General features: G+C 60.5%; 23 protein-coding genes, 1 other RNA gene and 4 pseudogenes. 8 read left to right on the forward strand and 20 right to left on the reverse strand.

Features of this window, described 5'->3' with window-relative positions; translation table 11 throughout:
• Positions 1–59: 59 nt before the first annotated feature.
• The 10 genes and pseudogenes from pal to IPK59_04825 all read right to left on the reverse strand — a co-directional run bounded on the left by pal (position 60) and on the right by IPK59_04825 (position 8,002).
• On the reverse strand, positions 60–566 hold the full coding sequence (gene pal / locus IPK59_04780; protein ID MBK8158112.1) for a peptidoglycan-associated lipoprotein Pal: 507 nt from the start codon (positions 564–566) through the stop codon (positions 60–62).
• A 154-nt stretch (positions 567–720) separates the two neighbouring features.
• Positions 721–2,048 (reverse strand): annotated as a pseudogene (gene tolB, locus IPK59_04785) (Tol-Pal system protein TolB).
• A gap of 197 nt (positions 2,049–2,245) precedes the next feature.
• Positions 2,246–3,154 (reverse strand): hypothetical protein, encoded by a 909-nt coding sequence (locus IPK59_04790; protein ID MBK8158113.1) that lies wholly within the window; start codon positions 3,152–3,154, stop codon positions 2,246–2,248.
• 4 nt (positions 3,155–3,158) lie between these two features.
• Complete coding sequence (locus IPK59_04795; GenBank protein MBK8158114.1) at positions 3,159–3,632, reverse strand: biopolymer transporter ExbD; 474 nt, start codon at positions 3,630–3,632, stop codon at positions 3,159–3,161.
• A complete protein-coding gene (gene tolQ / locus IPK59_04800) occupies positions 3,632–4,429 on the reverse strand; it encodes a protein TolQ (GenBank protein MBK8158115.1) in 798 nt (265 codons plus the stop codon). The genes IPK59_04795 and tolQ overlap by 1 nt, the downstream gene beginning before the upstream one ends.
• Before the next feature lie 20 nt (positions 4,430–4,449).
• Complete coding sequence (gene ybgC / locus IPK59_04805) at positions 4,450–4,890, reverse strand: tol-pal system-associated acyl-CoA thioesterase (GenBank protein ID MBK8158116.1); 441 nt, start codon at positions 4,888–4,890, stop codon at positions 4,450–4,452.
• Between the two features lie 148 nt (positions 4,891–5,038).
• A complete protein-coding gene (ruvB, locus tag IPK59_04810; GenBank protein MBK8158117.1) occupies positions 5,039–6,073 on the reverse strand; it encodes a Holliday junction branch migration DNA helicase RuvB in 1,035 nt (344 codons plus the stop codon).
• 20 nt (positions 6,074–6,093) lie between these two features.
• Positions 6,094–6,714 (reverse strand): Holliday junction branch migration protein RuvA, encoded by a 621-nt coding sequence (gene ruvA, locus IPK59_04815; GenBank protein ID MBK8158118.1) that lies wholly within the window; start codon positions 6,712–6,714, stop codon positions 6,094–6,096.
• On the reverse strand, positions 6,711–7,226 hold the full coding sequence (gene ruvC, locus IPK59_04820; protein MBK8158119.1) for a crossover junction endodeoxyribonuclease RuvC: 516 nt from the start codon (positions 7,224–7,226) through the stop codon (positions 6,711–6,713). The genes ruvA and ruvC overlap by 4 nt, the downstream gene beginning before the upstream one ends.
• 26 nt (positions 7,227–7,252) lie before the next feature.
• Positions 7,253–8,002 (reverse strand): YebC/PmpR family DNA-binding transcriptional regulator, encoded by a 750-nt coding sequence (locus IPK59_04825; protein ID MBK8158120.1) that lies wholly within the window; start codon positions 8,000–8,002, stop codon positions 7,253–7,255.
• A 315-nt stretch (positions 8,003–8,317) separates the two neighbouring features.
• Here IPK59_04825 and IPK59_04830 point away from each other — a divergent pair, with 315 nt between their 5' ends.
• Positions 8,318–8,584: a hypothetical protein gene (locus IPK59_04830; protein ID MBK8158121.1), complete on the forward strand. Its 267-nt coding sequence runs from the start codon at positions 8,318–8,320 to the stop codon at positions 8,582–8,584.
• A 187-nt stretch (positions 8,585–8,771) separates the two neighbouring features.
• Here IPK59_04830 and IPK59_04835 read toward each other — a convergent pair.
• The 6 genes and pseudogenes from IPK59_04835 to IPK59_04860 form a co-directional block, all read right to left on the reverse strand.
• Positions 8,772–9,604: pseudogene (locus IPK59_04835) on the reverse strand (YmdB family metallophosphoesterase).
• 4 nt (positions 9,605–9,608) lie between these two features.
• Positions 9,609–9,839 (reverse strand): hypothetical protein, encoded by a 231-nt coding sequence (locus tag IPK59_04840; protein ID MBK8158122.1) that lies wholly within the window; start codon positions 9,837–9,839, stop codon positions 9,609–9,611.
• Positions 9,811–10,206 (reverse strand): hypothetical protein, encoded by a 396-nt coding sequence (locus IPK59_04845; GenBank protein ID MBK8158123.1) that lies wholly within the window; start codon positions 10,204–10,206, stop codon positions 9,811–9,813. Before IPK59_04845 ends, IPK59_04840 begins: the two co-directional genes overlap by 29 nt.
• A gap of 94 nt (positions 10,207–10,300) precedes the next feature.
• Positions 10,301–10,458, reverse strand: a non-coding RNA gene (gene ssrS / locus IPK59_04850) — 6S RNA.
• Positions 10,459–10,471: 13 nt separating this feature from the next.
• Positions 10,472–10,801 (reverse strand): cell division protein ZapA, encoded by a 330-nt coding sequence (locus tag IPK59_04855; GenBank protein ID MBK8158124.1) that lies wholly within the window; start codon positions 10,799–10,801, stop codon positions 10,472–10,474.
• 4 nt (positions 10,802–10,805) lie between these two features.
• A complete protein-coding gene (locus IPK59_04860) occupies positions 10,806–10,991 on the reverse strand; it encodes a hypothetical protein (protein ID MBK8158125.1) in 186 nt (61 codons plus the stop codon).
• 348 nt (positions 10,992–11,339) lie between these two features.
• Here IPK59_04860 and tkt point away from each other — a divergent pair.
• From tkt to IPK59_04890, 6 genes and pseudogenes are all read left to right on the forward strand, one after another.
• Positions 11,340–13,338 (forward strand): annotated as a pseudogene (gene tkt / locus IPK59_04865) (transketolase).
• A gap of 37 nt (positions 13,339–13,375) precedes the next feature.
• Positions 13,376–14,383: a type I glyceraldehyde-3-phosphate dehydrogenase gene (gene gap, locus IPK59_04870; protein ID MBK8158126.1), complete on the forward strand. Its 1,008-nt coding sequence runs from the start codon at positions 13,376–13,378 to the stop codon at positions 14,381–14,383.
• A 176-nt stretch (positions 14,384–14,559) separates the two neighbouring features.
• Positions 14,560–14,946, forward strand: a complete 387-nt coding sequence (locus IPK59_04875; protein MBK8158127.1) for an MAPEG family protein — start codon at positions 14,560–14,562, stop codon at positions 14,944–14,946.
• A 12-nt stretch (positions 14,947–14,958) separates the two neighbouring features.
• The gene (locus tag IPK59_04880; GenBank protein MBK8158128.1) at positions 14,959–15,921 is read left to right on the forward strand and encodes a heparin lyase I family protein; all 963 of its coding nucleotides are present in this window, start codon (positions 14,959–14,961) and stop codon (positions 15,919–15,921) included.
• A 188-nt stretch (positions 15,922–16,109) separates the two neighbouring features.
• Entirely contained in the window at positions 16,110–18,227 is a 2,118-nt protein-coding gene (locus IPK59_04885; GenBank protein MBK8158129.1) for a TonB-dependent hemoglobin/transferrin/lactoferrin family receptor, read from the forward strand.
• Positions 18,228–18,370: 143 nt separating this feature from the next.
• The gene (locus tag IPK59_04890; protein ID MBK8158130.1) at positions 18,371–19,576 is read left to right on the forward strand and encodes a serine hydrolase; all 1,206 of its coding nucleotides are present in this window, start codon (positions 18,371–18,373) and stop codon (positions 19,574–19,576) included.
• A gap of 5 nt (positions 19,577–19,581) precedes the next feature.
• On the opposite strand, the gene IPK59_04895 is transcribed toward IPK59_04890, so the two are convergent.
• Genes IPK59_04895 through IPK59_04905 form a run of 3 tightly spaced genes read right to left on the reverse strand, consistent with a single transcriptional unit; the run spans position 19,582 to position 22,475 of the window.
• A complete protein-coding gene (locus IPK59_04895) occupies positions 19,582–20,682 on the reverse strand; it encodes an ABC transporter ATP-binding protein (GenBank protein MBK8158131.1) in 1,101 nt (366 codons plus the stop codon).
• 4 nt (positions 20,683–20,686) lie between these two features.
• The gene (locus tag IPK59_04900) at positions 20,687–21,490 is read right to left on the reverse strand and encodes an ABC transporter permease (protein MBK8158132.1); all 804 of its coding nucleotides are present in this window, start codon (positions 21,488–21,490) and stop codon (positions 20,687–20,689) included.
• A gap of 1 nt (position 21,491) precedes the next feature.
• A complete protein-coding gene (locus IPK59_04905; protein ID MBK8158133.1) occupies positions 21,492–22,475 on the reverse strand; it encodes an ABC transporter permease in 984 nt (327 codons plus the stop codon).
• Between the two features lie 295 nt (positions 22,476–22,770).
• Between IPK59_04905 and IPK59_04910 the strand changes: the two genes are divergently transcribed.
• The gene (locus IPK59_04910; protein MBK8158134.1) at positions 22,771–23,889 is read left to right on the forward strand and encodes an extracellular solute-binding protein; all 1,119 of its coding nucleotides are present in this window, start codon (positions 22,771–22,773) and stop codon (positions 23,887–23,889) included.
• A 63-nt stretch (positions 23,890–23,952) separates the two neighbouring features.
• Here IPK59_04910 and dhaK read toward each other — a convergent pair.
• Positions 23,953–24,953, reverse strand: a pseudogene (dhaK, locus tag IPK59_04915) (dihydroxyacetone kinase subunit DhaK).
• Positions 24,954–24,962: the final 9 nt, after the last annotated feature.

The following is a 24,962-nucleotide window of genomic DNA, read 5'->3' on the forward strand; positions in this document are numbered from 1 at the left end:
CGGCCTGGATTTCTCCAGGCCGGCGAATATGACGCCCCGTTACTGGCTAGTAAGCCGAGTTACGGGTTGATGGCGCTGACGCCACGACGGTTCTGCGACCAGCAGGACTCATCGCTCTCGGTGCAGAGCGGACGCTCTTTGCCGTAGGAGATGGTGCTGAGGCGCGCCTTGTCGACGCCGAGAGCGACGAGGTAGTTGGCAACCGAGTTCGCACGACGCTCGCCGAGGGCGAGGTTGTACTCACGGGTGCCGCGCTCGTCGGCATGGCCTTCGACCGTCAGGGTACGAGCCGGGTACTGCTGCAGCCAGGCAGCCTGACGCTGCAACTGGCTCTGAGCGTCTGAGCTCAGGCTGTAGCTGTCGAGATCGAAGTAAACGGTGTTACCGACGTTCTGGTTGAAGTCCTCGGGCGAACCCGGGACCGCAGCGCCGGCAATGCCGGAGCTGTCAGCAGTCGAAGCCGTGGTGCCTGCACCGGCGCCGCCAGCATCGTTCACCGGCACGTCCGACGAACAGGCTGCCAGGAGAGCGGCCGCAGCCAGGGCCGACAAGATCGAAAGACGCATTTTTAGTTTCCTCTTTTGTCCGTTCTTGGCCCGTGCATTTCCCCCGTCCAACCCCCGACTGTGGATCGTCGAACTGCCGTAGCCTTAATTTCCGCGCTGAATCAAGGTATTCCGGGGTCGATTTGACCCTAGAATCGAGGCGGAACATAGATCATTATTGATTCCCAAGCAAGGGCGACCATGCAGGATCCGAGCCGTCCAGTGGTGTTTTCATGACACGCTCGTTATAGCCGGTCAGGTCGATGCTGTGGAGCTGGGTCTTGCCATTGGGCTCCTGCTTGAAAAAGGCCAGGACACGACCATTGGGCGCCCAGGTCGGACCTTCCACCAGCCAGCCCTGGGACAGCATCCGCTCGCCCGACCCATCCGGGCGCATGACACCTACGTAAAAGCTGCCCTGGAACATGCGGGTAAACGCAATAAGATCACCTCGCGGAGACCAGACCGGGGTACCGTAGCGCCCCTGCCCCTTGCTGACCCGGCGCGGGCCGGAGCCGTCAGCACCCATCACATAGATCTGCTGTGACCCGCCACGATCGCTCTCGAAGGTGATCTGGCCGCCATCGGGCGAATAGCTCGGCGCCGTATCGATACCCGGCGTGTTGGTGATGCGCTGGGTGCGGCGGGTGCGGATGTCCATGACATAGATATCCGTGTTGCCCGATTGCGCCATGCTCATGATGACCTTGGAGCCATCCGGCGAAAAGCGCGGCGCGAAGGTCATGCCGGGGAAATCGCCCAGCACTTCCTGCTGGCCGCTGTCGATGTTGAAGAGATAGACGCGCGGCTTGTTGCCGTAATAGGACATGTAGGTGATGTCCTGCGCCGCCGGCGAGAAGCGCGGCGTCAGCACCAACACATCGCCTTTGGTGAGATCTTATGGTTCTCGCCGTCCTGGTCCATGATGGCGAGGCGCTTGACGCGGTTCGATTTGGGCCCGGTTTCCGAAACATAGACGATACGCGTATCGAAATAGCCTTCTTCGCCCGTGATCCGCTTATAGACTTCGTCGGCAATCTTGTGTGCGACGCGGCGCCAGTTATTGGTGGCGGAGTTGTACTGGAAGCCAGACATCTGCTGTTCGCCGAACACGTCCCACAGACGGAACTGGACCGAGATCTGGCCATTGGCTTGCGACGTCACATTGCCGGCCACCAGAGCTTGGGCGTTGATCAGGCGCCAATCCTGGAAGCGCGGCGCCTGCTGCAACGAAGCAGAATCCTGAATGAATGCCTTCTTGTCGATCGGCGCGAAAAGGCCTGAGCGTTCAAGGTCGGCGGCGATGACAGCAGCCATGTCCCGCGCTACCTGCCCATCGTTGGGCGATGCGCCATAAAAATCAGGCACCGCGATCGGCATCGGCTCTGGCGCTTTGCCGGGGCTGATGATGATCGTGGGTTCCGCCATGGCGGAAACGGGCGCAACCAGCACAGCGAGCGCGATTGCTGCACTGCGGACAACATGCCTCAAACCTTGCATCATCGATTCTGCCTCATGATCTCTCGTGTAAAGACACCAGCCTCTTTACCTCGGGACTAGGTCAATTCTGTGATATCAAATCTCATTCTGTGTCTGCAAATGCACTCAATATTTCATTACTAACCCGGTTTTCCTTCTGGTGCATCTGACAAACACGCGAGGGCGACTTTGGTTCTGCCCTGCACCATCCGCAGCTCGAATCAGTTCGCATATTGCGGGTCACAGCCAAAAGTAATGACCGGTTGCTCCTTCCCAGGGGGGAACTGGACACGTTGCGTAATGAAAAAGGCCCGCCGGCAGGATTCGGCCACCATGCGGTATTTGGGATCACTCATGCGCCCCTTTTCCAGATAATCGACCGACAGAACCGTGCCCTGCCCGTCGAACTTGACCCGCACCATGGCGATGTATTGCGTGGGGTCCGGCAACGCGCCAACGTCCACTGCCCAATTCGAGCCAATCTGCTGGCCGATATTGTCGGCGTCGGAAGCGCTCAGCGCGACCGCCGACAGTTCCGGGGTTTGGGGGCCCTCGCTCGGTTCGTCCGGTGCGGGTGCGGCCTTCTTCTCCGGCTTCTCCGGGGTAGGTTCCGCAGCCTGATCCTGCAAGACGCTGGCAAGCAGACTGTCGAGTTCGTTGGTATCCTTTTTGGTCGGTTTCTTCTTCTTTTCTTCCGGCTTCTTCTTGGGCTTTTCCTCGACCTTCTTCTCTTCCGGCTTTTTTTCCTCGGGCTTCTTCTCGATGGGCTTATCCTTGTCCGGCATGGCGACCGCCACTTCCTCCGGCGCAGGCGGCGGCGGTGCGGCGGCGGGTTTCGGATTCTCCTTCGCAGCAGCCGGTTTGGCTTCCTTCTTGGGTGGCTCGACCTTCTGAGTCTTCTTCGGCTTTTCGGTCAGTTTGTTTGATGCTTTGTCGACTTTGGGTGCCGCCGTGATATCGGAGATCAGCGCACCTTTCAGTCCCATCGGCTGCTCGATGAAGTCATCCTGAAACAAATGCGGCACGCCGAACCAGGCGAACAAGAACAGCGTGATATGAAAGACCACCGAGGCGATCAGGCCTTGGTTGAGCTCAGGTTCGAAGCCAAGTTTCTCGGTCAGAAAATTCATAACGCTAATTCGACTTCTTCTTTTCCGGCTCAGTGCTGGCTTTGGTGTCGGTCACGATGCCGACCTTGCTAAAACCATTAGCCTGCAATTCCGCCAAAACTTGGGCAATGCCGTCCCAATTTGCCGCCGCATCGCCACGAACGTAAATGATCGTGTCCGGCTTGTTCATGGTGATGGCCTTCAGACGCGGCCCCACCTCCTCGATCCCGATCTGCGTTTCCTGCAGGAATACGGCGTTGTCACTGCGAACGGTCACCACGATCGGTTCTTCCGGGTTCGACATCGCCTCGGCGCTGGTCTTGGGCAATTCCACTTCGACACCCACGGTGAGCAATGGCGCCGTCACCATGAAGATGATGAGCAGCACCAGCATGACGTCGACCATCGGCGTCACGTTGATGTCGGCCATCGGCGCGAACTTCCGGCGGCGCGAATGCCCGCGCGACGGGTGGCCGCCACCGCCGAGCTTGACGGCCATTAGTGCTTCTCCTCGAGCTGGCGCGAGAGGATGGCACCGAACTCGCCGGCAAAGGCTTCGAGCCGGTTGCCATAGCGGTTGATGTCGCTGGAGAGCTTGTTATAGGCGAGCACCGCAGGGATAGCAGCAACCAGGCCCAGCGCTGTCGCAAACAAGGCCTCGGCGATACCGGGCGCCACGACAGCGAGCGTCGTGTTTTTCGATCCCGCGATGGCGGCAAAGCTGTTCATGATGCCCCAGACCGTGCCGAAGAGGCCAATGAATGGACCCGCGGAACCCACCGAGGCGAGGTAGCCCATATAGCGTTCGATCTGATCCATCTCGCGGCCAAGCGTGATGTTCATGACCCGCTCGATGCGGTCCTGCAGATTCTCGCGGAGATGTTCGGAGGCCAGCAATCCCTTGGCGGCCGACCGGCGCCATTCGCGCATGGCGGCGACGAAGATCGACGACATCGGATCCGCCGGGCGGTTCGAGATGCGGTCATAGAGTTCCTCAAGCGAGCCACCGGACCAGAAGGCTTCCTCGAACTGGCGGGCCTGTTCCCGGAGACGGCGGATACGGATGATCTTGTCGAAAATGATCGCCCAGCTCCAGATCGATGCCATGAGCAGGAAAATCATGACACCCTTGACGATCCAGTCGGCCTGCAGGAATAGCGACCAGACCGAGAGGTCATGGGTGACGGCGCTGGGCAGTCCTGCGGCACCTTGCAAGGTTGCATCGACACCCTCGAGGGCATTGCCCGTGACCGGTGCGACCGGGGTAGCGGATGGTGCTGGTTGTTGCGGATCCATGGCTCTTCTTCACTTCTTCTTCAGGATGGAATGATGGGGGACAGCGCTGCGCGCAGATCGGCCGGCAACCGGACAGGCCGACCGTCGCGCCCCACGCAGGCAATGGTCACGTGCACGCGGCACAGTTCCTGGGCCTCGCGCCGGATTGATTGATCGAGATCGACAGTGGCGGCGCCCAGACCCGTGACGCTGGTGGAAACGTCCAGCGCATCATCGAGCTTCGCCGGCCGGAAATATTCGGCCGAAACACGGCGCACAGCCAGCATGATGCCGTCGCCTTCCATCATCACCGTGTGATGGAATCCCGCTTCCCGCAGCATCTCGGTCCGCGCGCGCTCGGCAAATTTCAGATAGTTGGCGTAATAGACGATCCCGCCGGCATCCGTGTCTTCGTAGTAGACCCGGATGGAGTGGTGGTGTTGCGTCGCCGATGCGTTGGCGTTCAAGGCGGTGAGAGTCATCGAAACGCCCCCTCACCCCAACCCTCTCCCGCGAGGGGAGAGGGAGTTTCCATCGAGGTGTGGCATGAACCTGCCATAGCTTGCCAAAAGCCCCTCTCCCCTCGCGGGAGAGGGGTTGGGGTGAGGGGGTGACCGACGGGTCTCGCCATCACAGTTCATCCTCCCCGATCGGCGGCCCCAGCAGATCCGCTTGCGCCGCATGGCTCGACGGCGTCAGCCCCAGATGCTTGAACCCGTTCAAGGTCAGCATGCGGCCGCGCGGTGTCCGCTGCAGCAGGCCCTGCTGGATGAGATAGGGCTCAATCGCATCCTCGATCGTGTCGCGCTGTTCGGAGAGCGCCGCCGCCATGGTTTCAACACCCACCGGCCCGCCGTCGTAATTCTCCGCGATGCAGGTGAGATAGCGCCGATCCATCGCATCGAGGCCGATCTGGTCGACCTCCAGCCGGGTCAGTGCCGCATCGGCGAGCTTCGCATCGACACGGCCGACCTTGGCCACCACGGCGAAATCCCGCACGCGGCGCAGCAGGCGACCGGCCACGCGCGGTGTACCACGCGCGCGCCGCGCAATCTCCATGGCGCCGCTATCGGCCAGATCGAGACCCAGCACACGGGCGCCGCGGCGAACGATCAACTCCAACTCGTCATGGGTATAGAAGTTAAGCCGCAGCGGAATGCCGAAGCGCTCGCGCAGCGGCGTCGAGATCAGCCCGGCGCGGGTGGTCGCGCCGACCAGCGTGAACGGCGGCAGGTCGATCCGCATCGAGCGTGCCGCCGGCCCCTCGCCGATGATGAGGTCGAGCTGGAAATCCTCCATCGCCGGATAGAGAATTTCCTCGACCGCGGGGTTCAGCCGGTGAATCTCGTCGATGAAGAGCACGTCGCGCGGCTGCAGGTTGGTGAGCAAGGCAGCAAGGTCCCCTGCCCGCGCGATCACCGGACCGGAAGTGGCACGGAAACCGACGCCCAATTCACGCGCCACGATCTGCGAGAGGGTCGTCTTGCCAAGACCCGGCGGTCCATAGAACAGCGCATGATCCAGCGCCTCGCCACGGGACTTCGCGGCTTCGATAAATATGCCCAGATTCTCGCGCAGCTTCTGCTGGCCGATGAACTCGGTGAGGACCAGCGGTCGCAGGCTCTGCTCGGGATGATCTTCCGGCGCCTGATCCGGCGCCACCATGCGCGTCGTCTCTATCGAGCTCACTGGCTGAGCTCCTTGAGGCCCTTGAGGATCAGGTCATTGAGCGGTGCAGCGGCGCCCTCTTTCTGCATCACCTTGGCAACCGCGCCATAGGCTTCGGCGCGGCGATAGCCGAGATTGACCAAGGCAGAGACGGCGTCGTTCATCGGCCCATCGGCGCCATTCACGGGCACCGCGTCACCTGCGCTGCCGGCAGTCAGCGCAGCACCCAGATTGATGCCGCCGGCCTTGTCCTTCATTTCGGAGACGACGCGCTGCGCCAGCTTGGGGCCCACGCCATTGGCACGGGCGACCGCCGCCTTGTCCTGTGCCGCGACCGCGCGCGCCAGCTCATCTGGCGCCAGGACCGAGAGAATGCTCAGCGCCACCTTGGCGCCGACGCCCTGCACATTGAGCAGCGCCCGGAACCAGTCGCGCTCAACCGTCTCAGCAAAGCCGAACAGCGAGATCGCATCTTCCCGCACATGGGTGTCGATCAACAAGCTGACAGCGGAGCCCCGCGCGCCCAGGCGACCCAACGTCTTGCCGCTGGCATGGACCACATAACCTACGCCACCGACGTCAATAATGGCGGCGTCGGACGCAACGCTGTCGACGATGCCTGTGAGCTTGCCGATCAACGGGCAACCTCACGGAAATCCTGGGCGCCCCATTTGCCCAGCGTCCCCATGTGATGGGCGTGGCAGATCGCGACAGCCAGGGCGTCGGCGGCATCAGCGCTTTTTTCATCTCGGGCGGCAGGGAGGAGGACGCCGACCATCATCTGCACCTGCGTCTTGTCGGCGTGCCCAGCGCCCACAACAGATTTTTTCACGAGATTGGCCGGGTACTCAGCGACGCGCAGCTTGTAGAGTGCCGGCGTCAGCAGCACGACACCGCGCGCCAGCCCCAGCTTCAGGGTCGAACTCGGGTTCTTGTTGACGAAGGTCTCCTCGACCGCCGCCTCGTCCGGCTGATGCAGGTCGATCACCGCGCGCAAGCCGTCATGGATTTCGACGAGGCGCTCCGACAGTGGTGATTTGGCAAGCGTATTCACGACGCCCGCGGCCACGAATGAAAGCCGCGAGCCGACGGCGTCGATGACGCCCCAGCCGGTATGCTGCAGACCGGGATCCAGTCCGAGAATTCGCATGCGGCAAGCAGTCCTTACGTTGCCTATCAGGCCGTCAGCTTGGCCAGGGTTTCTTCCGACACTTCGAAATTGGCGCTGACGGTCTGGACGTCGTCATTGTCCTCCAGCGTGTCGATCAGCTTGAACAGGGATTCGGCGACATCGCCATCAACCGGGGCCGTGGTGACCGGACGCCATTGCAGGCGCGCTTCCTTGGCGTCCTTGAACTTGGCCTCGAGCGCGTCGCGCACGGTCGCAAAATCCTCCGTGGCGCAGGTGATCTCGTGGGTCTCGGCATCGGATTCGACATTGTCGGCGCCGGCATCGAGTGCGGCTTCAAACATGGCATCGGCACTGGCCACCTTGGCCGGATAGCGGATGACGCCCTTGCGCTCGAACATGAAGCTGACCGAGTTGGTTTCACCCAGATTGCCGCCCGCCTTGGCAAAGGCGGTACGGACTTCGGTCGCCGTCCGGTTCCGGTTGTCGGTCAGGGCCTCGACGATCACGGCGACGCCGCCCGGGCCGTAGCCTTCGTAGCGGACCTCGTCATAGGCCGTCATGTCCTCACCCCCGGCGCCGCGCTTGATGGCGCGTTCCATGGTGTCCTTGGGCATGTTGGCATCGCGGGCGGCCAGGATGGCGGCACGCAGGCGTGGATTGGTCGCCGGGTCGGGCGAACCCATCTTTGCCGAGACGGTCAACTCCCGGATGATCTTGGTGAAGACCTTGGCGCGCTTCGCATCCTGCGCACCCTTCCGGTACATGATGTTCTTAAATTGGGAATGGCCAGCCATCGATCCGTTCCTGAACGCAAAACCTAGTGTGGACTATCGGCAAATCCTGACCAGATATTGGGATCGGGCGCCATCCTTAGGGCGACGCTAGACCGCGAATATGGCAGGATTTTGACGCCTTTTAGCACAATTCGCCCGCCTGCCAAGCCCAGCGGGCAGCCAGACGGCCAGATGATCGACCTCACACCCCGATCTGCCGGTTTCCAACGATTTTGACCCTTCCGCCGCAAAATTCATGACTCGTTTACGGAATGCTCCGTATAGCCTTTAACGATTGGCGCCGATTCGCGCCAACTCAGGTAAGCGAGGTCATGAATGTCCCGCACGATCCGGGAACCCGGAAGTAACAGCCAGAGTGTCGATCTGGAGGCGGAAATCCGTCGCATGGCGGAGTTTGTCACCCAGGTCGCCCGCCAGATGGGTCTGGAAGGTGTGACAGGCGCCTTGACGATTGTCGGCGATGGCGAGCCGCGCGCTTGTGACCGGGTTCACGACATGGCCCGCCAGTTCATGAGCCGGGCCGAGCAGATGCAGAACGAAGTCGACCGATTTATGGCCGTCGCTGGCAGCAAGCGCGGCTGACCAGCCCAAGGCGGATCCTGCCCCTGCAAGCTGGACGACATGCCTCACGCATTGCCTCGGGCACTACGCAAGCGTTTGGCATCGCCACGAAAGCCCGTCCCCAAGTTAAGCCATGCAACCTGACCGATTTTGGTCAAGGATCTGTCAAAGCATTGTGAACATGGGTAATAATGGGCAAGCGGGCGGTTCAGCCAAGCGCCGACGCGGCCGCCTTTGGCATCGCGGCAGAGAGCTTTCCGCCCAACCTCACCGGCTCGATGCGCCGCGCAAGACCCGTCGCTTCATCTGTTTCAACGAGCACACCACACAGCGTGCCTGCGCCGTTGGCTGGGCTCAGTCGCTCGGTAGGTAGCTTCCTGGTGAACCTCAGGACCGGCGCCGTCTTTTCCATGCCGATCACGGAATCATAGTCACCGCACATCCCGGCATCCGATTGGTAGGCAGTCCCCTTTTCCAGGATCATGTGATCTGCGGTCGGGACATGGGTATGCGTTCCCACTACAAAAGAAGCGCGCCCATCCACGAAATGGCCAAATGCCATCTTCTCGCTGGTGGCCTCGGCATGGAAATCGAACATGATCGCGTCGGCATTCCCGCCGAGGCGGTACGTCTTGAGCAATGCCTCGGCCGCCGCGAAGGGATCGTCCAGCGGGTCCATGAACAGGCGACCCATCAGATTGGCGACCAGGATTTTTTGCCCCGGGCGGTCTGGAACAGGCCGGCACCCTTACCTGGAGTGCCGATTGGGAAGTTCACCGGGCGCAGAAGGCGGGGCTCACTCCCGATAAACCCGACTGTCTCCTTCTGGTCCCAGACATGGTTTCCAGTGGTCGCACAGTCGACGCCATGGGCGAACAGATCGGCACATAGTTTCTGGGTGATGCCGAACCCGCCAGCCGCATTCTCGACATTGGCGACGACAAAGTCGATCGCGAGGTCTCGGCGGAGCTGTGGCAGGCGCTCCACCACCACATCGCGGCCAGCGCGGCCGACCAGATCTCCCAAGAACAACAAATTCATAACGTTACGTTTCTTTTCTAATATCAAACTTGAAGACTGAGCGATCCGTGACGATCAGATCCAGCGGCTGGTCGAAGCTGCCCCGGGGCACGAATGGCACCTCTTGCGCCGCATAGGCAACGCCAACAGCAACAGCATGCGCCTCGCTCCGCAGCTTGGCCAGCGTGCGGTCATAAAAACCGCCACCATACCCAAGGCGATATCCGTCAGGGTCGAAAGCCAGCAGCGGGACCAAAAGGATCGTCGGTACGACTTCCCGGAGCGCCGACCGGCGGCGTCATGACCCGGAAGCTGCCCAGGATCATCTCGTCATCTGGATGCCAGCGGCGGAACACGAGCGGCGCGTCCTTGGCGACCACGACCGGCAGGCCGACCGGATGCCCTTCGCCATGGAAGTGGGCCAATGCCGGGCGCAGATCTATTTCGCCTTCGAGGGGCCAGTATCCGGAAATGGCGATGCCGGGTGGCATTGGCAAAGCCTCTATCAGATGCTGCTTGAGCGCTTCTCCCGCATAGGGGTTCGCCTGCCAGGCGACATCGCGCGTCGCAAATGCTTCTCGTCGAAGATTTTTTTTAAAATCAATAAGTTCCTGTGAATCCATAGACTGAGATCTTACCGACTGTTGATCGATCAAGCAGCAAACAGCCGCGCCAATGATCGATCTTGTCGATCACTGGCGCGGCTGTGATGAGGTGGGCGGTGCCACCTGGGCCGTTCGCACGTATGAATCCTCCGTGGCCTGCCTAAGCAGGTGGGCACCGTATATCCGAGACCACGGTCTCGGTAGGGACAGCTCCCTAGAGGTTAGAATTGGCCTCAGGGATTACCCGGCTTGCGAACCCTGCAGCGCTCCGCCCAGACGGTACTTAGGCTGCTTCAAGCCTTGCTGCAATAGCTTCGATCTTGACCGCAAGGCGCTCGATGGTGTCGGCGAGCGCGATCTCGCGCCGCTGCACCAGGTCTTCCTGCTGACCCTTGAGCTGGGCAATCTGGCGATTTTTCTGGTCGAGCTCGTCAGCAAGCAACAGGCCGGTCAGAGCAAACAGGAGGTTTTCCGCCACAGGACCGGCATTCTTGGCCAGACCTTCCATGCGTCGCCGGATCTCGCCGGAGAGTTCCTGGACGCGGGCTTCCTCGCCTTCGCCGCAGGCGATGTCGTAGTTGCGGCCATTCAGCGCAATGGTGACGGTCGGCATTGTCTCAAGCCCCCTCGGTCACGGAATGCATGCGGCCAATTACCGTGTCCAACCTGTCGGAAACCAGCCGCGCTTCCGATTGCAGCAATGTGTAGGTCTGTCGGAGAACCGCCAGTTCCGTCTGCAGCAGGTCACGGTCCTTGTAACCGCGCGAGGAACTGTCCTCGACCGCCGAATCCAAGCGCGCCATGGCCGCATCGAGGCGACTTATTGCCGTATCCAATCTGGACATCCTGTCGGTCCCTGCCCCCGGTTGATCCGCTTCCAATCTGCAGTGGTGATTCTGAACCTACATCTGGATCGGTTTGATTGCCGGTTTCTTCTCGTTTACTCGACCTATTGAAGCGGCGTCAACCGATGCGGTGGGCAGGCTCACATTCGCTGCTCGGGAAAACAGAGATTTCCAGCAAATACCGCGGGAATCCGTTGTTGACCTTATGCGCCCGCGCGGGCATGTTCCGGCCCGATCCGGCGGCCGGATCGGTCGGCCGCCATATTAGGATTCTCGGGTAATTGCCCGTCAGTCCAAGGAATGATGATGGACGCGAATTCGGCTGCTGCCGCGAAGACCACAATCCCCCACCGCGACCTGGCAAATGCCATTCGCGCCCTGTCGATGGATGCGGTCGAGGCCGCAAACTCCGGACACCCCGGCATGCCGATGGGTATGGCCGACGTGGCGACAGTCCTTTTCCAGCGTCATTTGAAGTTCAACGCTGCCCAGCCAGGCTGGCCGGACCGGGACCGCTTTGTGCTGTCGGCCGGTCACGGGTCGATGTTGATGTATTCGCTCCTCCACCTCACCGGCGTAGCGGGCGTCACCCTTGATGAGCTGAAGCGCTTCCGCCAATTGGGCAGCTTGACGCCTGGCCATCCTGACTATGGCCATACGCCGGGTGTCGAAACGACCACCGGTCCGCTCGGCCAAGGTCTCGCCAATGCCGTCGGCATGGCGCTCGCCGAGCGTATCCTCAACGCGACGCTTCGGCGATGATCTGGTCGACCACCATACCTATGTCATTGCCGGCGACGGCTGCCTGATGGAAGGCATCAGCCACGAGGCAATTTCGCTGGCGGGGCACTTGAAGCTCAACAAGCTCATCGTGCTCTTCGACGATAACGGCATTTCCATCGACGGCGCGGTTTCCCTATCCTGCTCCGATGACCAGGTGATGCGCTTCCAGGCAAGCGGCTGGAACGCGACCCGGGTCGACGGCCATGATCCGGAAGCCGTGTCGGCGGCCATTGCCGCCGCCAAGAAGTCGGCCAAGCCGTCCCTCATCGCCTGCAAGACGGTGATCGGCTTCGGCGCCCCGAAAAAGGGCGGGACCTCCGCCACCCACGGCTCGCCGCTCGGCAAGGAAGAGATTGCCGGCGCGCGTGAGAAACTGGGTTGGAGCCACGAGCCGTTCGTGATCCCGGCCGAGATCAAATCCGCCTGGGAAGCAATCGGTGGCCGCGGCAGCGCCGCCCAGTCCGCCTGGACCAAACGCCTGGACGGCGACAGGCAGAAGGGCGAATTCGAACGCGTTATCGCCGGCGAGTTGCCGGCCAATTTCGCCGATCTGGTCGGTGACCTTAAATCCGCCATCGCCAAGGACGCGCCCAAGCTTGCCACGCGCATGTCTTCGCAACTGGTGCTGGACGCACTGGTTCCCGGTCTGCCGGAATTGATCGGCGGCTCGGCCGACCTCACAGGGTCCAACAACACCAAGGCCAAGGTCGCCAAGCCGGTCTCGGCCGAGAACTATGGCGGCAACTATATCTACTACGGCATCCGCGAACATGGCATGGCCGCGGCCATGAATGGCATGGCGCTGCATGGCGGGATCATCCCGTTCGGCGGTACCTTCCTGGTGTTCACTGATTACTGCCGCCCGGCCATCCGTCTCTCGGCGCTCATGAATCAGCGGGTCATCTATGTCATGACCCATGATTCGATCGGCCTCGGCGAAGACGGTCCGACCCATCAGCCGGTCGAGCATCTGGCAGCACTCCGCGCCATTCCTAATCTCTTGGTATTCCGCCCCTGTGACACGATGGAGACGGCGGAATGCTGGGCGCTGGCGCTCACCACAAAGGATCGTCCCTCGATCCTGGCGCTCACCCGTCAAGCGTTGCCGCATCTGCGCGCCGATGCGGCTAATGCCAATCATTGCGCCCGCGGCGGCTATGTCATCCGCCCGACGCAGAAGGACCGCAAAGTGACGCTGATCGCCACCGGTTCCGAGGTCGCCATCGCCGTCGAGGCGCAGAAGCTGCTTGAGGAGAAAGGCATCGGCACCGCTGTCGTGTCGATGCCGAGTTGCGAACTGTTCGATCAGCAGTCCGCAGCCTACAAGAAGGAAGTGCTTGGTACTGGCCTCAAGGTTGCCGTGGAAGCCGCCATTGGCTTCGGCTGGGAACGTTATATCGGGACCGACGGTATCTTCATCGGCATGAAGGGCTTCGGCGCGTCGGCCCCGATCAACGATCTCTATACTCATTTCGGCATTACGCCGGCGGCTATCGTCGACGCCGTCACCGCGAAGCTCTGATACATAGCACTCTTCGGATTTAGGAAAGGTTCGTCACATGGCAATTCGGGTAGCGATCAATGGATTCGGCCGCATCGGCCGTCTCGTCCTCCGCGCGATGATGGAATCGGGTCGCAAGGACATCGAGGTGGTCGGCATCAACGACCTGGGTCCGGTCGAAACCAATGCCCATCTCTTCCGCTATGATTCCGTGCACGGCACTTTCAACGGCACCGTGAAGACCAAGGAAGGTGCCATGGATGTCGGCCGCGGCTGGATCAATGTCAGCGCCGAGCGCGACCCCGCAAAGCTGCCGTGGAAGGACCTGAAGGTCGATGTGGTCGCCGAATGCACCGGCCTTTTCACGGACAAGGAAAAGGCCAAGCTGCACTTGGCCGCCGGCGCCAAGCGCGTGCTGATTTCGGCACCCGCCACCAATGCCGACATCACCGTCGTCTACGGCGTCAACCACGCCAAGCTGAAAAAGTCGCACACCATCATCTCCAACGCGTCCTGCACCACCAACTGCCTGACGCCGGTCGCCTATGTGCTGCATAAAGCGCTCGGCATCGAGCACGGCTTCATGACGACGATCCATTCCTATACCGGCGACCAGCCGACGCTCGACACGATGCACAAGGATCTCTATCGCGGCCGAGCGGCGGCGCTCAGCATGATCCCGACCACAACCGGTGCCGCGAAGGCCGTCGGTCTGGTCATGCCGGAACTCGCCGGCAAGCTCGACGGCACCTCGATCCGCGTGCCGACGCCAAATGTGTCGGTGGTCGATTTCAAATTCGTCTCCCAGAAGGCGACGACCGCGGAAAAGGTCAATGCGGCGATCATCAAGGCCGCCAACGGCCCGCTGAAGGGCATCCTCGGCACCAACGACCAGCCGCTGGTCTCGATCGACTTCAACCACAACCCGCACAGCTCGACCTTCGACCTGTCGCAGACCAAGGTCATCGATGGCACCTTCGTGCGCGTCCTCGCCTGGTATGACAATGAATGGGGTTTCTCGAACCGCATGTGCGACGTGGCTGCCGCTGTTGGCAAGCTAGGTTAACATCCCGTCCTTCCACGGAACACACACCCCCGGACCAGCAGTGGCCCGGGGGTTTTTCTTTATCGGTCCCGGGCCTACCGCGCCCCCTGAACCGAAGATAAGATGGAAGCGACAAAGGTCGATTGCCGGCCGGTCGCACCGATGAATCTCATGGGGAGGTCAAAATGCCTGGAGAAATTCCAACCGAACTCGGTTTGCTGGTATGGACCGTCATCCTCTGCGTTGTGCAGATGCTGATCGCTGCCATCGCGACGCAGCTGCAGGTCGGTTTGCCGGCCCTGGCGGGCAATCGCGAAAACATGCCCGTCCTGACCGGATTGGCCGGCCGCGCTACGCGAGCTCATCGCAACATGCTTGAAAACCTGGCCCTGTTTGCCGCGCTGGTACTGGTGGCCCACACAACGGGTCATTTGAATCCCATGACGGCCCTGGGCGCGCAGCTTTTCTTCTGGGGCAGGCTGGCCTATGCAATCGTCTACCTTGTCGGCATCCCCTGGATTCGGACAGGGACCTGGGCCGTATCCATGGTTGGCCTGGTCCTCCTCCTCCTGCAGCTCCTGTAATCGGCCCGCTCCATGGCGGTCAGGATAGGCATTTTTCTGCTTCTTGGCTTGCTGCCTTGTTTGGCTTTCCCGGCGCGTGCGCAAGTAGCCCACACGGTCCAGGAGGGTTTTGAAAGAGCCACGTTTGCAGCGGCTTTTGTGCCCTGCGAGCGGCCGGAGGGTGCCATTTCCCTGAGCCAGGATCGGGCGCGTGCCGGGTCGCAGGCTTTGAAGCTGCGTATTCGTGAGCCGGTGTTCGGGACGGCGACCTGGGTTCCAAAGGCAACCTCCTGCCTGATCGCCGGGCGTTATGCCGAATACACACCGGATGAGAAGGAGCGAGCCGAGATCTGGGAGAGTTTCGAGTTCGGACCCAGGTTTGGCGACGATCTCTATTATGGCTTCTCGATGTGGATCGATCGGGCGAGCGCGCCAAAAGGAGACAATACGCGCCTGGTGATCGGTCAGTGGAAGGCACCGATCGATGACAGTCCATTTGTGGCACAACGATTCACCGGGGGCCTTTACCATGTGACATTGGATGTCGATGCCGCCCAAAGCGATCCAGACACGGGGCGCCCCTATGGGTGCAAACTGCTGCTCGCCTTTGAAGCCGATATGGCGGACGCCACTTTGGCAACCCCAGCTCGGTGTGAGCCGAAATTCGGCGGACCGCTGATGTCACTTACGCCGGCGCGCCCGATCGCAATTGAGCGTCTTGCCTATCTACCGACGCCTTTTGGGCAGTGGACCGACCTCGTCTTCCGGGTCAAAGGTGGAGAGAATGGCGCTGTCGAAGTATGGGCAAATGGCAACAAGATTGCCCGGGCCGTGGGATTTATTGGCCACCATGGCGCCACTGGACAACCGCAATACTTCAAATTCGGGCCTTATCGTGATCCCGCCGCCTACGCCACCACCGTCTATCTCGACAATCTAGCGCGCGGCGCCAGCTTTGCCGCCGTCGATCCTGCTTCTCCCCTATTCCAACAATGAGCTTGCACCAGAATTTGATGGGCGATAAAACCTATTTGAGAATGATTCTCACCTATGTGGGGTAATGCATAATGCGAATCCCACAGTGACCATTCGCCTAGCGAGCCAGCGACACCACCTGTTCATTCGATAGGTGGGCCAGAGCCAAGCCAGGTCTTTCCTGACTCGAGCTCTGGAGGTTCAACCCCATGTCGTCCCGCCGTTATATGCATCTATGGGCCAGTACGGCCCTGTTGTCGCTTGTGCTCATGCCACTGCCCAGCTTGGCGCAACAGGCGGAAGAACCGGTTCTCCTGCCACCGGAAACAGAAGCCGATCGCAATGCGCAAGAAATTGATCCGGCTGCGCCGGCCGAACTCAATCCCCTCACGGTGACGGCCACCAAGACACCCCGCGCGCTAAGCAACGTCCCGGCCAGTATCGATGTAATCGATCAGGAACAGTTGGAACGGCTGCAGCCGCTGACGATCGGCGATGCCCTCAACAACCTGCCCGGTGTCGAAATCGAGGGCGGTCCAAAGGGGTCCGACAGCCAGCCCAACATTCGCGGGATGGGATCGACCGGCTGGGGCACGAACCGCGTGCTCACGACCATCGACGGCGCGAGGCAGAATGTCGGTTCCGGCCATGGCGGCACAATGTTCGTCGATCCGGAAATGATCAAGAGCATCGAGGTGATGAAGGGCGCCGGATCGACGCTCTATGGCAGCGGCGCCATCGGTGGCGTCATTGCGCTGGAGACCAAGGATGCTGCGGACTTCCTGGAGGAGGAAGACGATACGTTCGGATTCCGCGCCAAGGCCGGATTTCATTCGGTCAACGACGAACCGTCGCTTTCCGGCATCGTGGCGCTTCGACCGATCGAGGAAGTCGATTTCATCGGCAGCGCCGTCTGGCGCGATAGCCAGGACTATGAAGGTGGCTCTGGGCGCGACATAGAACACACCGAAGTAGATATCCTGAGCGGCCTGGCGAAGCTTGGCATTTCGCCCGCAGAGGGCCACCGGATCGAGCTTTCGGGCCTGCTCTATAACAACAGTGAGAATATCGAGGCCACCGATGTCGACAACCTCAATGCGATCTACGACGCCGACCACGAGATCGACAAGAGCACCGCTACTCTAAGCTATGCCGTCGATTCACCGGATACCGATCTGATCAACCTGAAAGCAACACTCTATCGCGATGACACCGATGTGAAGGACGATGGGGAAGGTTATGACCGGGTCACGACGACGGAGCTGACGACGACAGGCTTTGACCTGTTCAACACCTTCGAGTTTGAGAGCCAATCGGTTCATCATGCCGTGACGTTTGGCACCGAATATTACCACGATTCCGGCAAAGGCCGCGTGGACGGTGAAAAGCGCGCGCAATTTCCCGACGCCACTCAGGATGTTGTGGGCGTCTATGCTCAGTATGAAATGGAACTGTTCGATCAGATCAGCGTCACTCCCGGCGTGCGATGGGATTATTACAAGAGCCAGCCAAGCGGCGATTTCTCCGACCAGTCAAACGACCGGATATCGCCAAAGATCGCCGTCGACTGGCACACGCTGGATTGGCTCTCCCTCTATGGCAGCTATGCCGAGGGCTACCGCGCCCCATCGGTGACCGAACTCTATATCGGCGGCACCCATTTCAACATTTTCCCAGGCGCCAACAACGTCTTTGTGCCAAACCCCGATCTGAAGCCGGAAACGGCCAAGACCTGGGAGGGTGGCCTGCGACTTAACTTCGACGATGTTGTTCTGCCGGACGATGGCATTCGATTCCATGCCGCCTACTACACGACGAAGGCCAAGAATTTCATCGATGGCGACGTGGTCATGGATTTTGTCCCCCCGATGGTTTTCACGACAACGCCGGTGAATGTCCCCCGCGCGGAGATCGATGGTGTCGAGGTGACACTCAGCTATGATTCCGACTACGTCTTCTTCAATGGTGGCTATTCCCGCATTCGCGGCGACAACAAGACGGATGATGAGCCGTTGCTCTCGATTCCGGCGGACAAACTGGTGCTGGTCCTGGGTGGCAAGGTGCCAGCCTGGGATGTCAGCTTCGGCGTCAGCCACGAATATGCCTGGGCGCAGAACCGCACACCCGATGCCGCTCTGGCTACTGACGACTACAATGTGGTCGGCCTGTTCGCCACCTGGGCGCCCGACGAGGGGGCTCTTAGAGGATTCCGGGTGGATGCCGGTGTCGACAATCTCTTCGACAATTCCTACTACCGCTATCTTTCGGAGGAAGAGGATCCAGGTCGCGACTATCGCGTTGCGGTCAGCTACGGCATGTCCTTCTGATCTCAGAAAACCATTGCCACCCTGGGTTACGCCACCCTGTTCCGGCCCTCGCAGACCGAGGCGGGTAAATTTTCGGCCGATCCCCTTGGCGAGGCTGGCCAGTGGGGCTAGATTGCGGGGCAATTTGCCATGAGGGTGCAGCGATGGATGGAATGCCGTTTGAAGCTGGTTTGATGCAGGGATCGCCGCCCAGTGCCGACAAGCAGGTGACTCTGGCGAACTGGCGCCTTGCGCCGTTCAACCGCTGGGCTTTCTCGCACGTGTCGGAGATTGTCCCCAGCGCCATCATTGCGCACGACCCAGCTCGCGTGTCGCCCCTTCCCAGCGCACCAATCGAGCTCGGCCAGGTTGGCTATCGCACGATGGACGGCAAGGATGGAACGGTCGCCAGCATGGTTGCCGACACCTTCACGGATGGTTTTCTGGTGCTCCATCAGGGCCGGATTGTGTCCGAGGACTACGCGGCCGCCCTCACCGCGCTGCGCCCGCATATCGTCTTTTCGGTCAGCAAGTCCATCACCGGAACGCTGGCAGGCCAGCTCGTCGAGAGCGGACAGCTCGATCCCAATGTTGCTGTCACCACCTATCTTCCGGAAACCCGAGGGTCCGCCTATGGCGACGCAACGGTGCGGCAAGTGCTGGACATGACCGTGGCGATCGACTTCACCGAGGACTATCTGGATCCAACGGGCGACTTCATGCGTTACCGCCGTGCCAGCGGATGGAATCCTGTCGAAGATCCGGAATCGGGCGGTGATCTGCGCAGCTTCCTCGCCTCGACGCGCCGCGCCGATGGCAAGCATGGTGAAGTCTTTCACTATGTGTCACCCAATTCCGATCTCCTGGGTTGGTTGCTTGAGCGCGCTTCGGGCCGCAAGCTCGCTGACCTGCTCAGCGATGGCATCTGGCAGCATATCGGCGCCGAAATGCCGGCCTATGTGACTGTCGATCGCCTGGGCGCTGCGCGGACAGCCGGCGGAATCAGCGCAACTCTCCGCGATCTTGGCCGTTTCGGCGAAATGATGCGTAACCATGGGACAGTTGGTGGCAGGATGGTCGTCCCACGGAATTGGGTCGATGACATCTTGACGAATGGTGACAAGGGCGCCTGGGCGCGCGGCAGCATGGCCACCTTCATCAAGGACGGAAAATACCGCAGCAAATGGTACATCGTCGATGAAAGCCGCGGAGCTTTCTGCGCCGTTGGCATACATGGTCAGTGGATCTACATCGACCGCAGAAGCGAAACCGTCATCGTGAAGGTATCGTCGCAGCCACTCCCTGTCGACGATGGCATGGACAGACACATCCTCGCCGGCCTTGCGGCCATTGCGAAACAGTTTGGCTGAACGCGTTACTCGCTGAGCAGAACACCGGCGCTGTCGGGCCAGCTCAGCCAGACCGGCCGGCCAACGGTGCTGGAATCATCGAGACTGCGATCGATCTTCTGATGTGCCACGGCGATCGGTGCGCCGAGGCCCTCGATCGAGATGTGATAGTGACTGCGATCGCCGAAATAGGCCTCGGCATGTACTTTGCCGGCAACAGCATTGCTGGTGACGGCAGGTTGCGCCCATGCCAGGCGCATTTTCTCCGGACGCACGGCGATTGCAACCGAAGAGCCGGCTGCAGGGGTTGGCGCGCTGACCGTAACTGACAGGCTGCCGAGCGGCCCCGCATCGACGACGGCGATGCCGTTGTTCACGTTTTTCAGCGTGCCTGGGAAGAAGTTCATCGAACCGATGAACTCCGCCACTTCGCGGCAGCTGGGAGCTTCATAAAGGCGCGTCGCGCTGTCGATCTGAAGCGCCTTGCCGCGGGACATGACGGCAATACGGTCGGAGAGCGCCAGCGCCTCCTCCTGGTCATGGGTCACGAAGACAAAGGTGACGCCGACCGAACGCTGAATCTGGCGCAGCTCGATCTGCATTTCTTCGCGCAGCTTTTTGTCGAGGGCACCCAGCGGTTCGTCGAGCAGCAACACCTTGGGCTTGCAAACCAGGGCTCGTGCCAGTGCCACACGCTGCCGCTGGCCGCCCGATAGCTGGTGACTGGCCCGCGCGCCATAACCCGGCATCTTGATCAGCTCCAGCGCCTCCTCCACCACGCGCGCCAACTCAACTTTACCGAGCCCTTTCTTGCGCAGGCCGTAGGCAATGTTCTCACCAACATTGAGATGCGGGAAGATCGCGTAGTTCTGAAATACCATATTGGTCGGCCGCGCATAGGGCGGCACGGTCGAGACATCCTGTCCATCGATCAGGATGGCACCGGATGTCGGCACCTCGAACCCGGCCAGCATGCGCAGCAGTGTGGTCTTGCCACAGCCGGATGGCCCCAGCAGCGAGAAGAACTCCCCCCTCTTGATCTCGAAGCTCACATCATCAACCGCGCGCACGGGCCCGAACAGCTTGGAGACATGATTGAGCGAGATAATGGTGTCGGTTGCGGTCATGAGGTCAAAGTCCGCTTGGTTTGGTTGTCTGGACGCCACGGCGGCGCAGAATCTCGGAGAAGATGACGATGATGGTTGAGATCACCAGAATGGTGCTGCCAAGCGCCAAGGTCATCGGCAAGCGCTGTGGGAAGCGCAATTGGCTGTAGAGGAAGATCGGCAGTGTCTGATCGAGGCCGCTGAGAAAGAAGGCCATGACGTATTCGTCAAGTGAGATGGTGAATGACATCAGGAGGCTGGAGACGACCCCGGGCAATGCCAGGGGAAAGGTCACGCGCCAGAATGTCATCCAGCCATTCTCGCCGAGATCACCGGATGCTTCCTCAAGGCTCTTGTCGAACCCTTCGAGGCGGGCCATCAGCACCATCATCGAGAACGGGACGCATAGCAGCACATGCCCGGCACCGACCGTCCAGAGTGTCAGGGGAATATCAAACACCTGACGCGCGATCACCAGCAACGCCACGGAAAGGATGATGCTGGGGACGACCAAGGGCAGCATGATGCCGCCCATCATTGGCCCCCGACCCGGCATCTTGTATCGAGTGACGCCCATCGCAGCCAACAAACCAAAGGCCGTGCTGACAATGGAAACGCCAGTTGCGACCATCAAGCTGTTTTTGAGAGACTTCAACAGCGATGGATCGTGCGCCATCTGCTGATAGGCCTTGAGGGTGAAGCCTTTCAGCGGAAAGACGGCATAGGTCGCGTCGTTGAACGAGAAAAGCGGCAGAAGCAGGACTGGGCCATAGAGGAAGACCAGGAACAGCACGGCATAGATCGGGAGAAAGTCGATTCGCTTTCCCATGCTAGATCGCCTCGCGCGCGCGAATCTTGCGGTAGCCGACCGCCCACAGGAACAGGCAGACGATCGCCGTGATGACCGCCATCATGACGACGGAAACGGCCGAACCGAGCGGCGCGTCGTTCTGACGACCGAACAGGATCTGGATATTGTTGCCGATCATGCTGCCGCCTGAACCGCCGACAAGAGTCGGCGTCACATAGTCGCCGACCGTCGGGATGAACACCATCAAGGATGTCGCGATTGCACCGGGCGCCGAAAGCGGCAAGGTGATATGCCAGAATCGCTCCCACGGCTTGTCGCCAAGGTCGGTCGCGGCTTCCAGCAGGGAACGGTCGATCTTTTCGAGGCTCACATAGATGGGCAGGATGGCAAAGGCGACCCAGGCATGTGCCAGGGTGAGCATGACGGCCGAGGGGCTGTAGAGCAGGAAGTCGAGCGGCTTGTCGATCAGGCCGATCTTGATAAGGCTGGAATTGATCACACCATTGAAGCCGAGCATGATCTTCCAGGCAAAGACGCGCAGAAGATAGCTGGTCCAGATCGGGACGGTGATGAGGATGAGCCAAAGGAACTTGTGTCGCCGTACCCGGAAGGCCATGAAATAGGCCATCGGATAGGCCAGCAGCATCACAAAGGCCGTGACTGCCAAGGACATCAGGATCGATTTGACCAGGAGGATCAGATAGACCGGATTGGCGAACGGAAACGGAATGCTCATCCAGTAGGTAATCTTGTCCGACAATTCGAATATCTGGGCATAGTTCCGCAGCGTAAAGGTCGTGTCGATCTGGAAGACATTCTGGGTCCAGAAGCTGCGTACAACCAAGGCGACAATCGGCGCCACCAGCATCGCCAGCATCACCAGCAAAGTCGGCGACATCAAGAGATAGCCGCGCAGCCACGGAAATCTTTGAATCAGACTGCCCTTTGCGGCGCGCACACGGTCGCCACCGGCGACGAAACTGCCTTTCGCCGCGTCACTCATTCCGAGAATTTCCCAATCACGCTACCATCCCTGCAGCATGGTCTTGAGCGCCATGCCTTGAAGCAAGTGTCAGTCGCGTGCCGCTCGGCTGTCAAGCACAACGCAATTCATGAGTCCGCGATCTGGATTCATGGATTCCCCGGGGGCCTTGGCCGTCAGAAAGATCATCATTTCGTGTCCAACCGCCAAATCGATGAAAGAACGTTGACAGCTATGCACAGCCGGACGTCAAATTTGCCGGTTTCAATCAAACCCACAACAAAACGACGTTTCAATCAGATAGGGGGCTATGGGAATGAACCGCTTGAAATTCATCGACCGCATGTCGCAAGGGCGCATTTCGCGCCGTGACGTCATGCGATCCGCGGCAGCCTTCGGGATCGGCATGACACTCCTGCCGACCCGATCACGCGCCGAAGAGCAGCTGACGGTCATGGAATGGAGTGGCTACGACCAGCCGGATTTCTTCAAGGCCTATGTCGACAAGCACGGGTCCCCGCCCGCTTTCTCGATCTTTGCCAATGAAGACGAGGCCCTCCAGAAGGTGCGGTCGGGCTTCAATGCCGATGCCGTGCACCCTTGCACCTATTCCGTCGGCTATTTCGTCGAAGCAGGCCTGACCAAGCCCATCGACACCGCTCGCCTTAGCCATTGGAACGACGTGTTCGAACCCCTGAAGGTCGGCAATGGTGTCGTCGTCGGTGGCAACGTTGTCATGATCCCCGCTGACTGGGGAAATTCGGGTATCGCCTACCGCACAGACCTGGTCGAGCCCGACTTTGCCGCCAATGAGTCCTGGGGAATCTTCACCGACGACCGCTATGAAGGCAAGCTGTCGATGTCCGATACTGAAGCCGCCGCCGAAATCGTCGGCCTGCTGCTCGGTTACGACAAGAAGAAGATCTTCGAAATGTCCGACGCGGAACTTGAAGCCAACCGGCCCCTGCTTGAGAAGATCGTCAAGAACAGTCGATTCCTCTGGAAGGACAATACCGAAATCAATCAGGCGCTGGCGTCAGGCGAAATCGTTGCCGCCTATGCCTGGAACGAAACCGTGAAGAGCCTTAAGGAACAAGGCGTCCCCATCAAATATGCCGAGCCGAAAGAAGGCATCTTTACCTGGCTGTGCGGCATGACTCTGCTCAACACCGGCAAGGCTGACGAAGGAGCAGCATATGACTTCCTGGACGCCTGGCTCTCGCCAGAAACCGGTAAGTTCATGATCGAATCCTACGGCTACGGGCACAGCAATCGAAAGGCTTTCGAAATCGCTGACCCGGCACAGGTGGCGGCACTGGGCATCACCGATCCGGTGAAGCATCTCGACAACGGCATCCTGTTCCAGCCGGTCGAGAGCGCCCGCAATGCCAAGTACATCAAGCTGTGGGAAGAAGTGAAAGCGCTCAAACAGTAGGCGCCTTAAACACCGCCGGGAGCAGGAATGCTCCTGGCGGCACAGCTTGCCGGCGGCTGACGTCTACATGCGCCAGCGCATGGCCGCAGTGTGAATCGGTGAATCCCACAAGGCTAGATCGGCATCCTCGACCAGGGACAGCGTGATCGAGCAGCCCGCCATTTCAAGCGACGTGACATAGGAACCAACCAGGCAGCGCGCCACCAGGATTTTTTCCGCAGCAAGAATGCGTCGCGCGGCGTTGCACATCAGATACAGTTCCATCGCTGGCGTACCACCGAAGCCATTGACAAGCAGGATGGCCTGTTGGCCCGGTTTTGGCTTGAGATCGCCCGTGACAGCGCCAAGCATTTCTGCCGCAATTTCATCTGCCGACGTCAGCTTCACCCGCCGTCGCCCAGGCTCCCCATGAATGCCGACCCCCATCTCCATCTCGTCCTCGGCCAGGGAGAAGGTCGGCTTACCGGCCGCCGGCACCGTGCAACTCGTCAAGGCGACACCCATCGACCGCGTGCGCGCATTCACTTCCTGGCCGTAGGTCTGCAATCCAGCCAAGTCCCGTCCCTGCTCCGCAGCCGCACCCACGAGACGCTCGACGATCAAGGTACCGGCCACACCGCGCCGTCCCGTGGAGTAGGTCGACGTCTCGACCGCGACATCGTCGTCCGTGATCACGGTCATCATTGGCCCGCCCGTCATGTCGGCAGCCATTTCCGCCGCCATGGCGAAGTTCATCACATCGCCTTCGTAGTTCTTGACGATAAACAGGACGCCAGCGCCGGTGTCGACGGCCTGTGCTGCCGCGATCATCTGGTCCGGCGTGGGTGAGGTGAACCCTGGCCAGGACAGGCCGCATCCAGCATGCCATGACCGACAAATCCTCCATGCAACGGTTCATGGCCCGAGCCGCCGCCGGAAATCAAGCCGACCTTGCCGCGCTTGAGATTGCGACGACGGATGAACTTTCGGTCCTCGCCGAGTTCTACAATGTCGCTATGGGCGGCAGCAAACCCATCCAGGCTTTCAGCCAACAAGGTGTCGGTACTGTTGATGAGTTTCTTCATTGGTCATCT

Source organism: Rhodospirillaceae bacterium, from assembly GCA_016712715.1.
In the GTDB taxonomy this organism is placed as follows: domain Bacteria; phylum Pseudomonadota; class Alphaproteobacteria; order Dongiales; family Dongiaceae; genus Dongia.

What these genes read in the sequence shown, in the direction of transcription:
- IPK59_04900 (MBK8158132.1), bottom strand. Translation starts at nt 21,490, where the DNA reads ATGGGAAAGCGAATCGACTTTCTCCCGATCTATGCCGTGCTGTTCCTG.
- IPK59_04795 (MBK8158114.1), bottom strand. Translation starts at nt 3,632, where the DNA reads ATGGCCGTCAAGCTCGGCGGTGGCGGCCACCCGTCGCGCGGGCATTCG.
- gap (MBK8158126.1), top strand. Translation starts at nt 13,376, where the DNA reads ATGGCAATTCGGGTAGCGATCAATGGATTCGGCCGCATCGGCCGTCTC.
- ruvB (MBK8158117.1), bottom strand. Translation starts at nt 6,073, where the DNA reads ATGGTGGCGCCGGATCAGGCGCCGGAAGATCATCCCGAGCAGAGCCTG.
- pal (MBK8158112.1), bottom strand. Translation starts at nt 566, where the DNA reads ATGCGTCTTTCGATCTTGTCGGCCCTGGCTGCGGCCGCTCTCCTGGCA.
- IPK59_04830 (MBK8158121.1), top strand. Translation starts at nt 8,318, where the DNA reads ATGTCCCGCACGATCCGGGAACCCGGAAGTAACAGCCAGAGTGTCGAT.
- IPK59_04905 (MBK8158133.1), bottom strand. Translation starts at nt 22,475, where the DNA reads ATGAGTGACGCGGCGAAAGGCAGTTTCGTCGCCGGTGGCGACCGTGTG.
- IPK59_04790 (MBK8158113.1), bottom strand. Translation starts at nt 3,154, where the DNA reads ATGAATTTTCTGACCGAGAAACTTGGCTTCGAACCTGAGCTCAACCAA.
- IPK59_04845 (MBK8158123.1), bottom strand. Translation starts at nt 10,206, where the DNA reads ATGGATTCACAGGAACTTATTGATTTTAAAAAAAATCTTCGACGAGAA.
- IPK59_04855 (MBK8158124.1), bottom strand. Translation starts at nt 10,801, where the DNA reads ATGCCGACCGTCACCATTGCGCTGAATGGCCGCAACTACGACATCGCC.
- tolQ (MBK8158115.1), bottom strand. Translation starts at nt 4,429, where the DNA reads ATGGATCCGCAACAACCAGCACCATCCGCTACCCCGGTCGCACCGGTC.
- ybgC (MBK8158116.1), bottom strand. Translation starts at nt 4,890, where the DNA reads ATGACTCTCACCGCCTTGAACGCCAACGCATCGGCGACGCAACACCAC.
- IPK59_04910 (MBK8158134.1), top strand. Translation starts at nt 22,771, where the DNA reads ATGAACCGCTTGAAATTCATCGACCGCATGTCGCAAGGGCGCATTTCG.
- IPK59_04890 (MBK8158130.1), top strand. Translation starts at nt 18,371, where the DNA reads ATGGATGGAATGCCGTTTGAAGCTGGTTTGATGCAGGGATCGCCGCCC.
- ruvC (MBK8158119.1), bottom strand. Translation starts at nt 7,226, where the DNA reads ATGCGAATTCTCGGACTGGATCCCGGTCTGCAGCATACCGGCTGGGGC.
- IPK59_04895 (MBK8158131.1), bottom strand. Translation starts at nt 20,682, where the DNA reads ATGACCGCAACCGACACCATTATCTCGCTCAATCATGTCTCCAAGCTG.
- IPK59_04825 (MBK8158120.1), bottom strand. Translation starts at nt 8,002, where the DNA reads ATGGCTGGCCATTCCCAATTTAAGAACATCATGTACCGGAAGGGTGCG.
- IPK59_04885 (MBK8158129.1), top strand. Translation starts at nt 16,110, where the DNA reads ATGTCGTCCCGCCGTTATATGCATCTATGGGCCAGTACGGCCCTGTTG.
- IPK59_04860 (MBK8158125.1), bottom strand. Translation starts at nt 10,991, where the DNA reads ATGGCGCGCTTGGATTCGGCGGTCGAGGACAGTTCCTCGCGCGGTTAC.
- IPK59_04880 (MBK8158128.1), top strand. Translation starts at nt 14,959, where the DNA reads ATGGCGGTCAGGATAGGCATTTTTCTGCTTCTTGGCTTGCTGCCTTGT.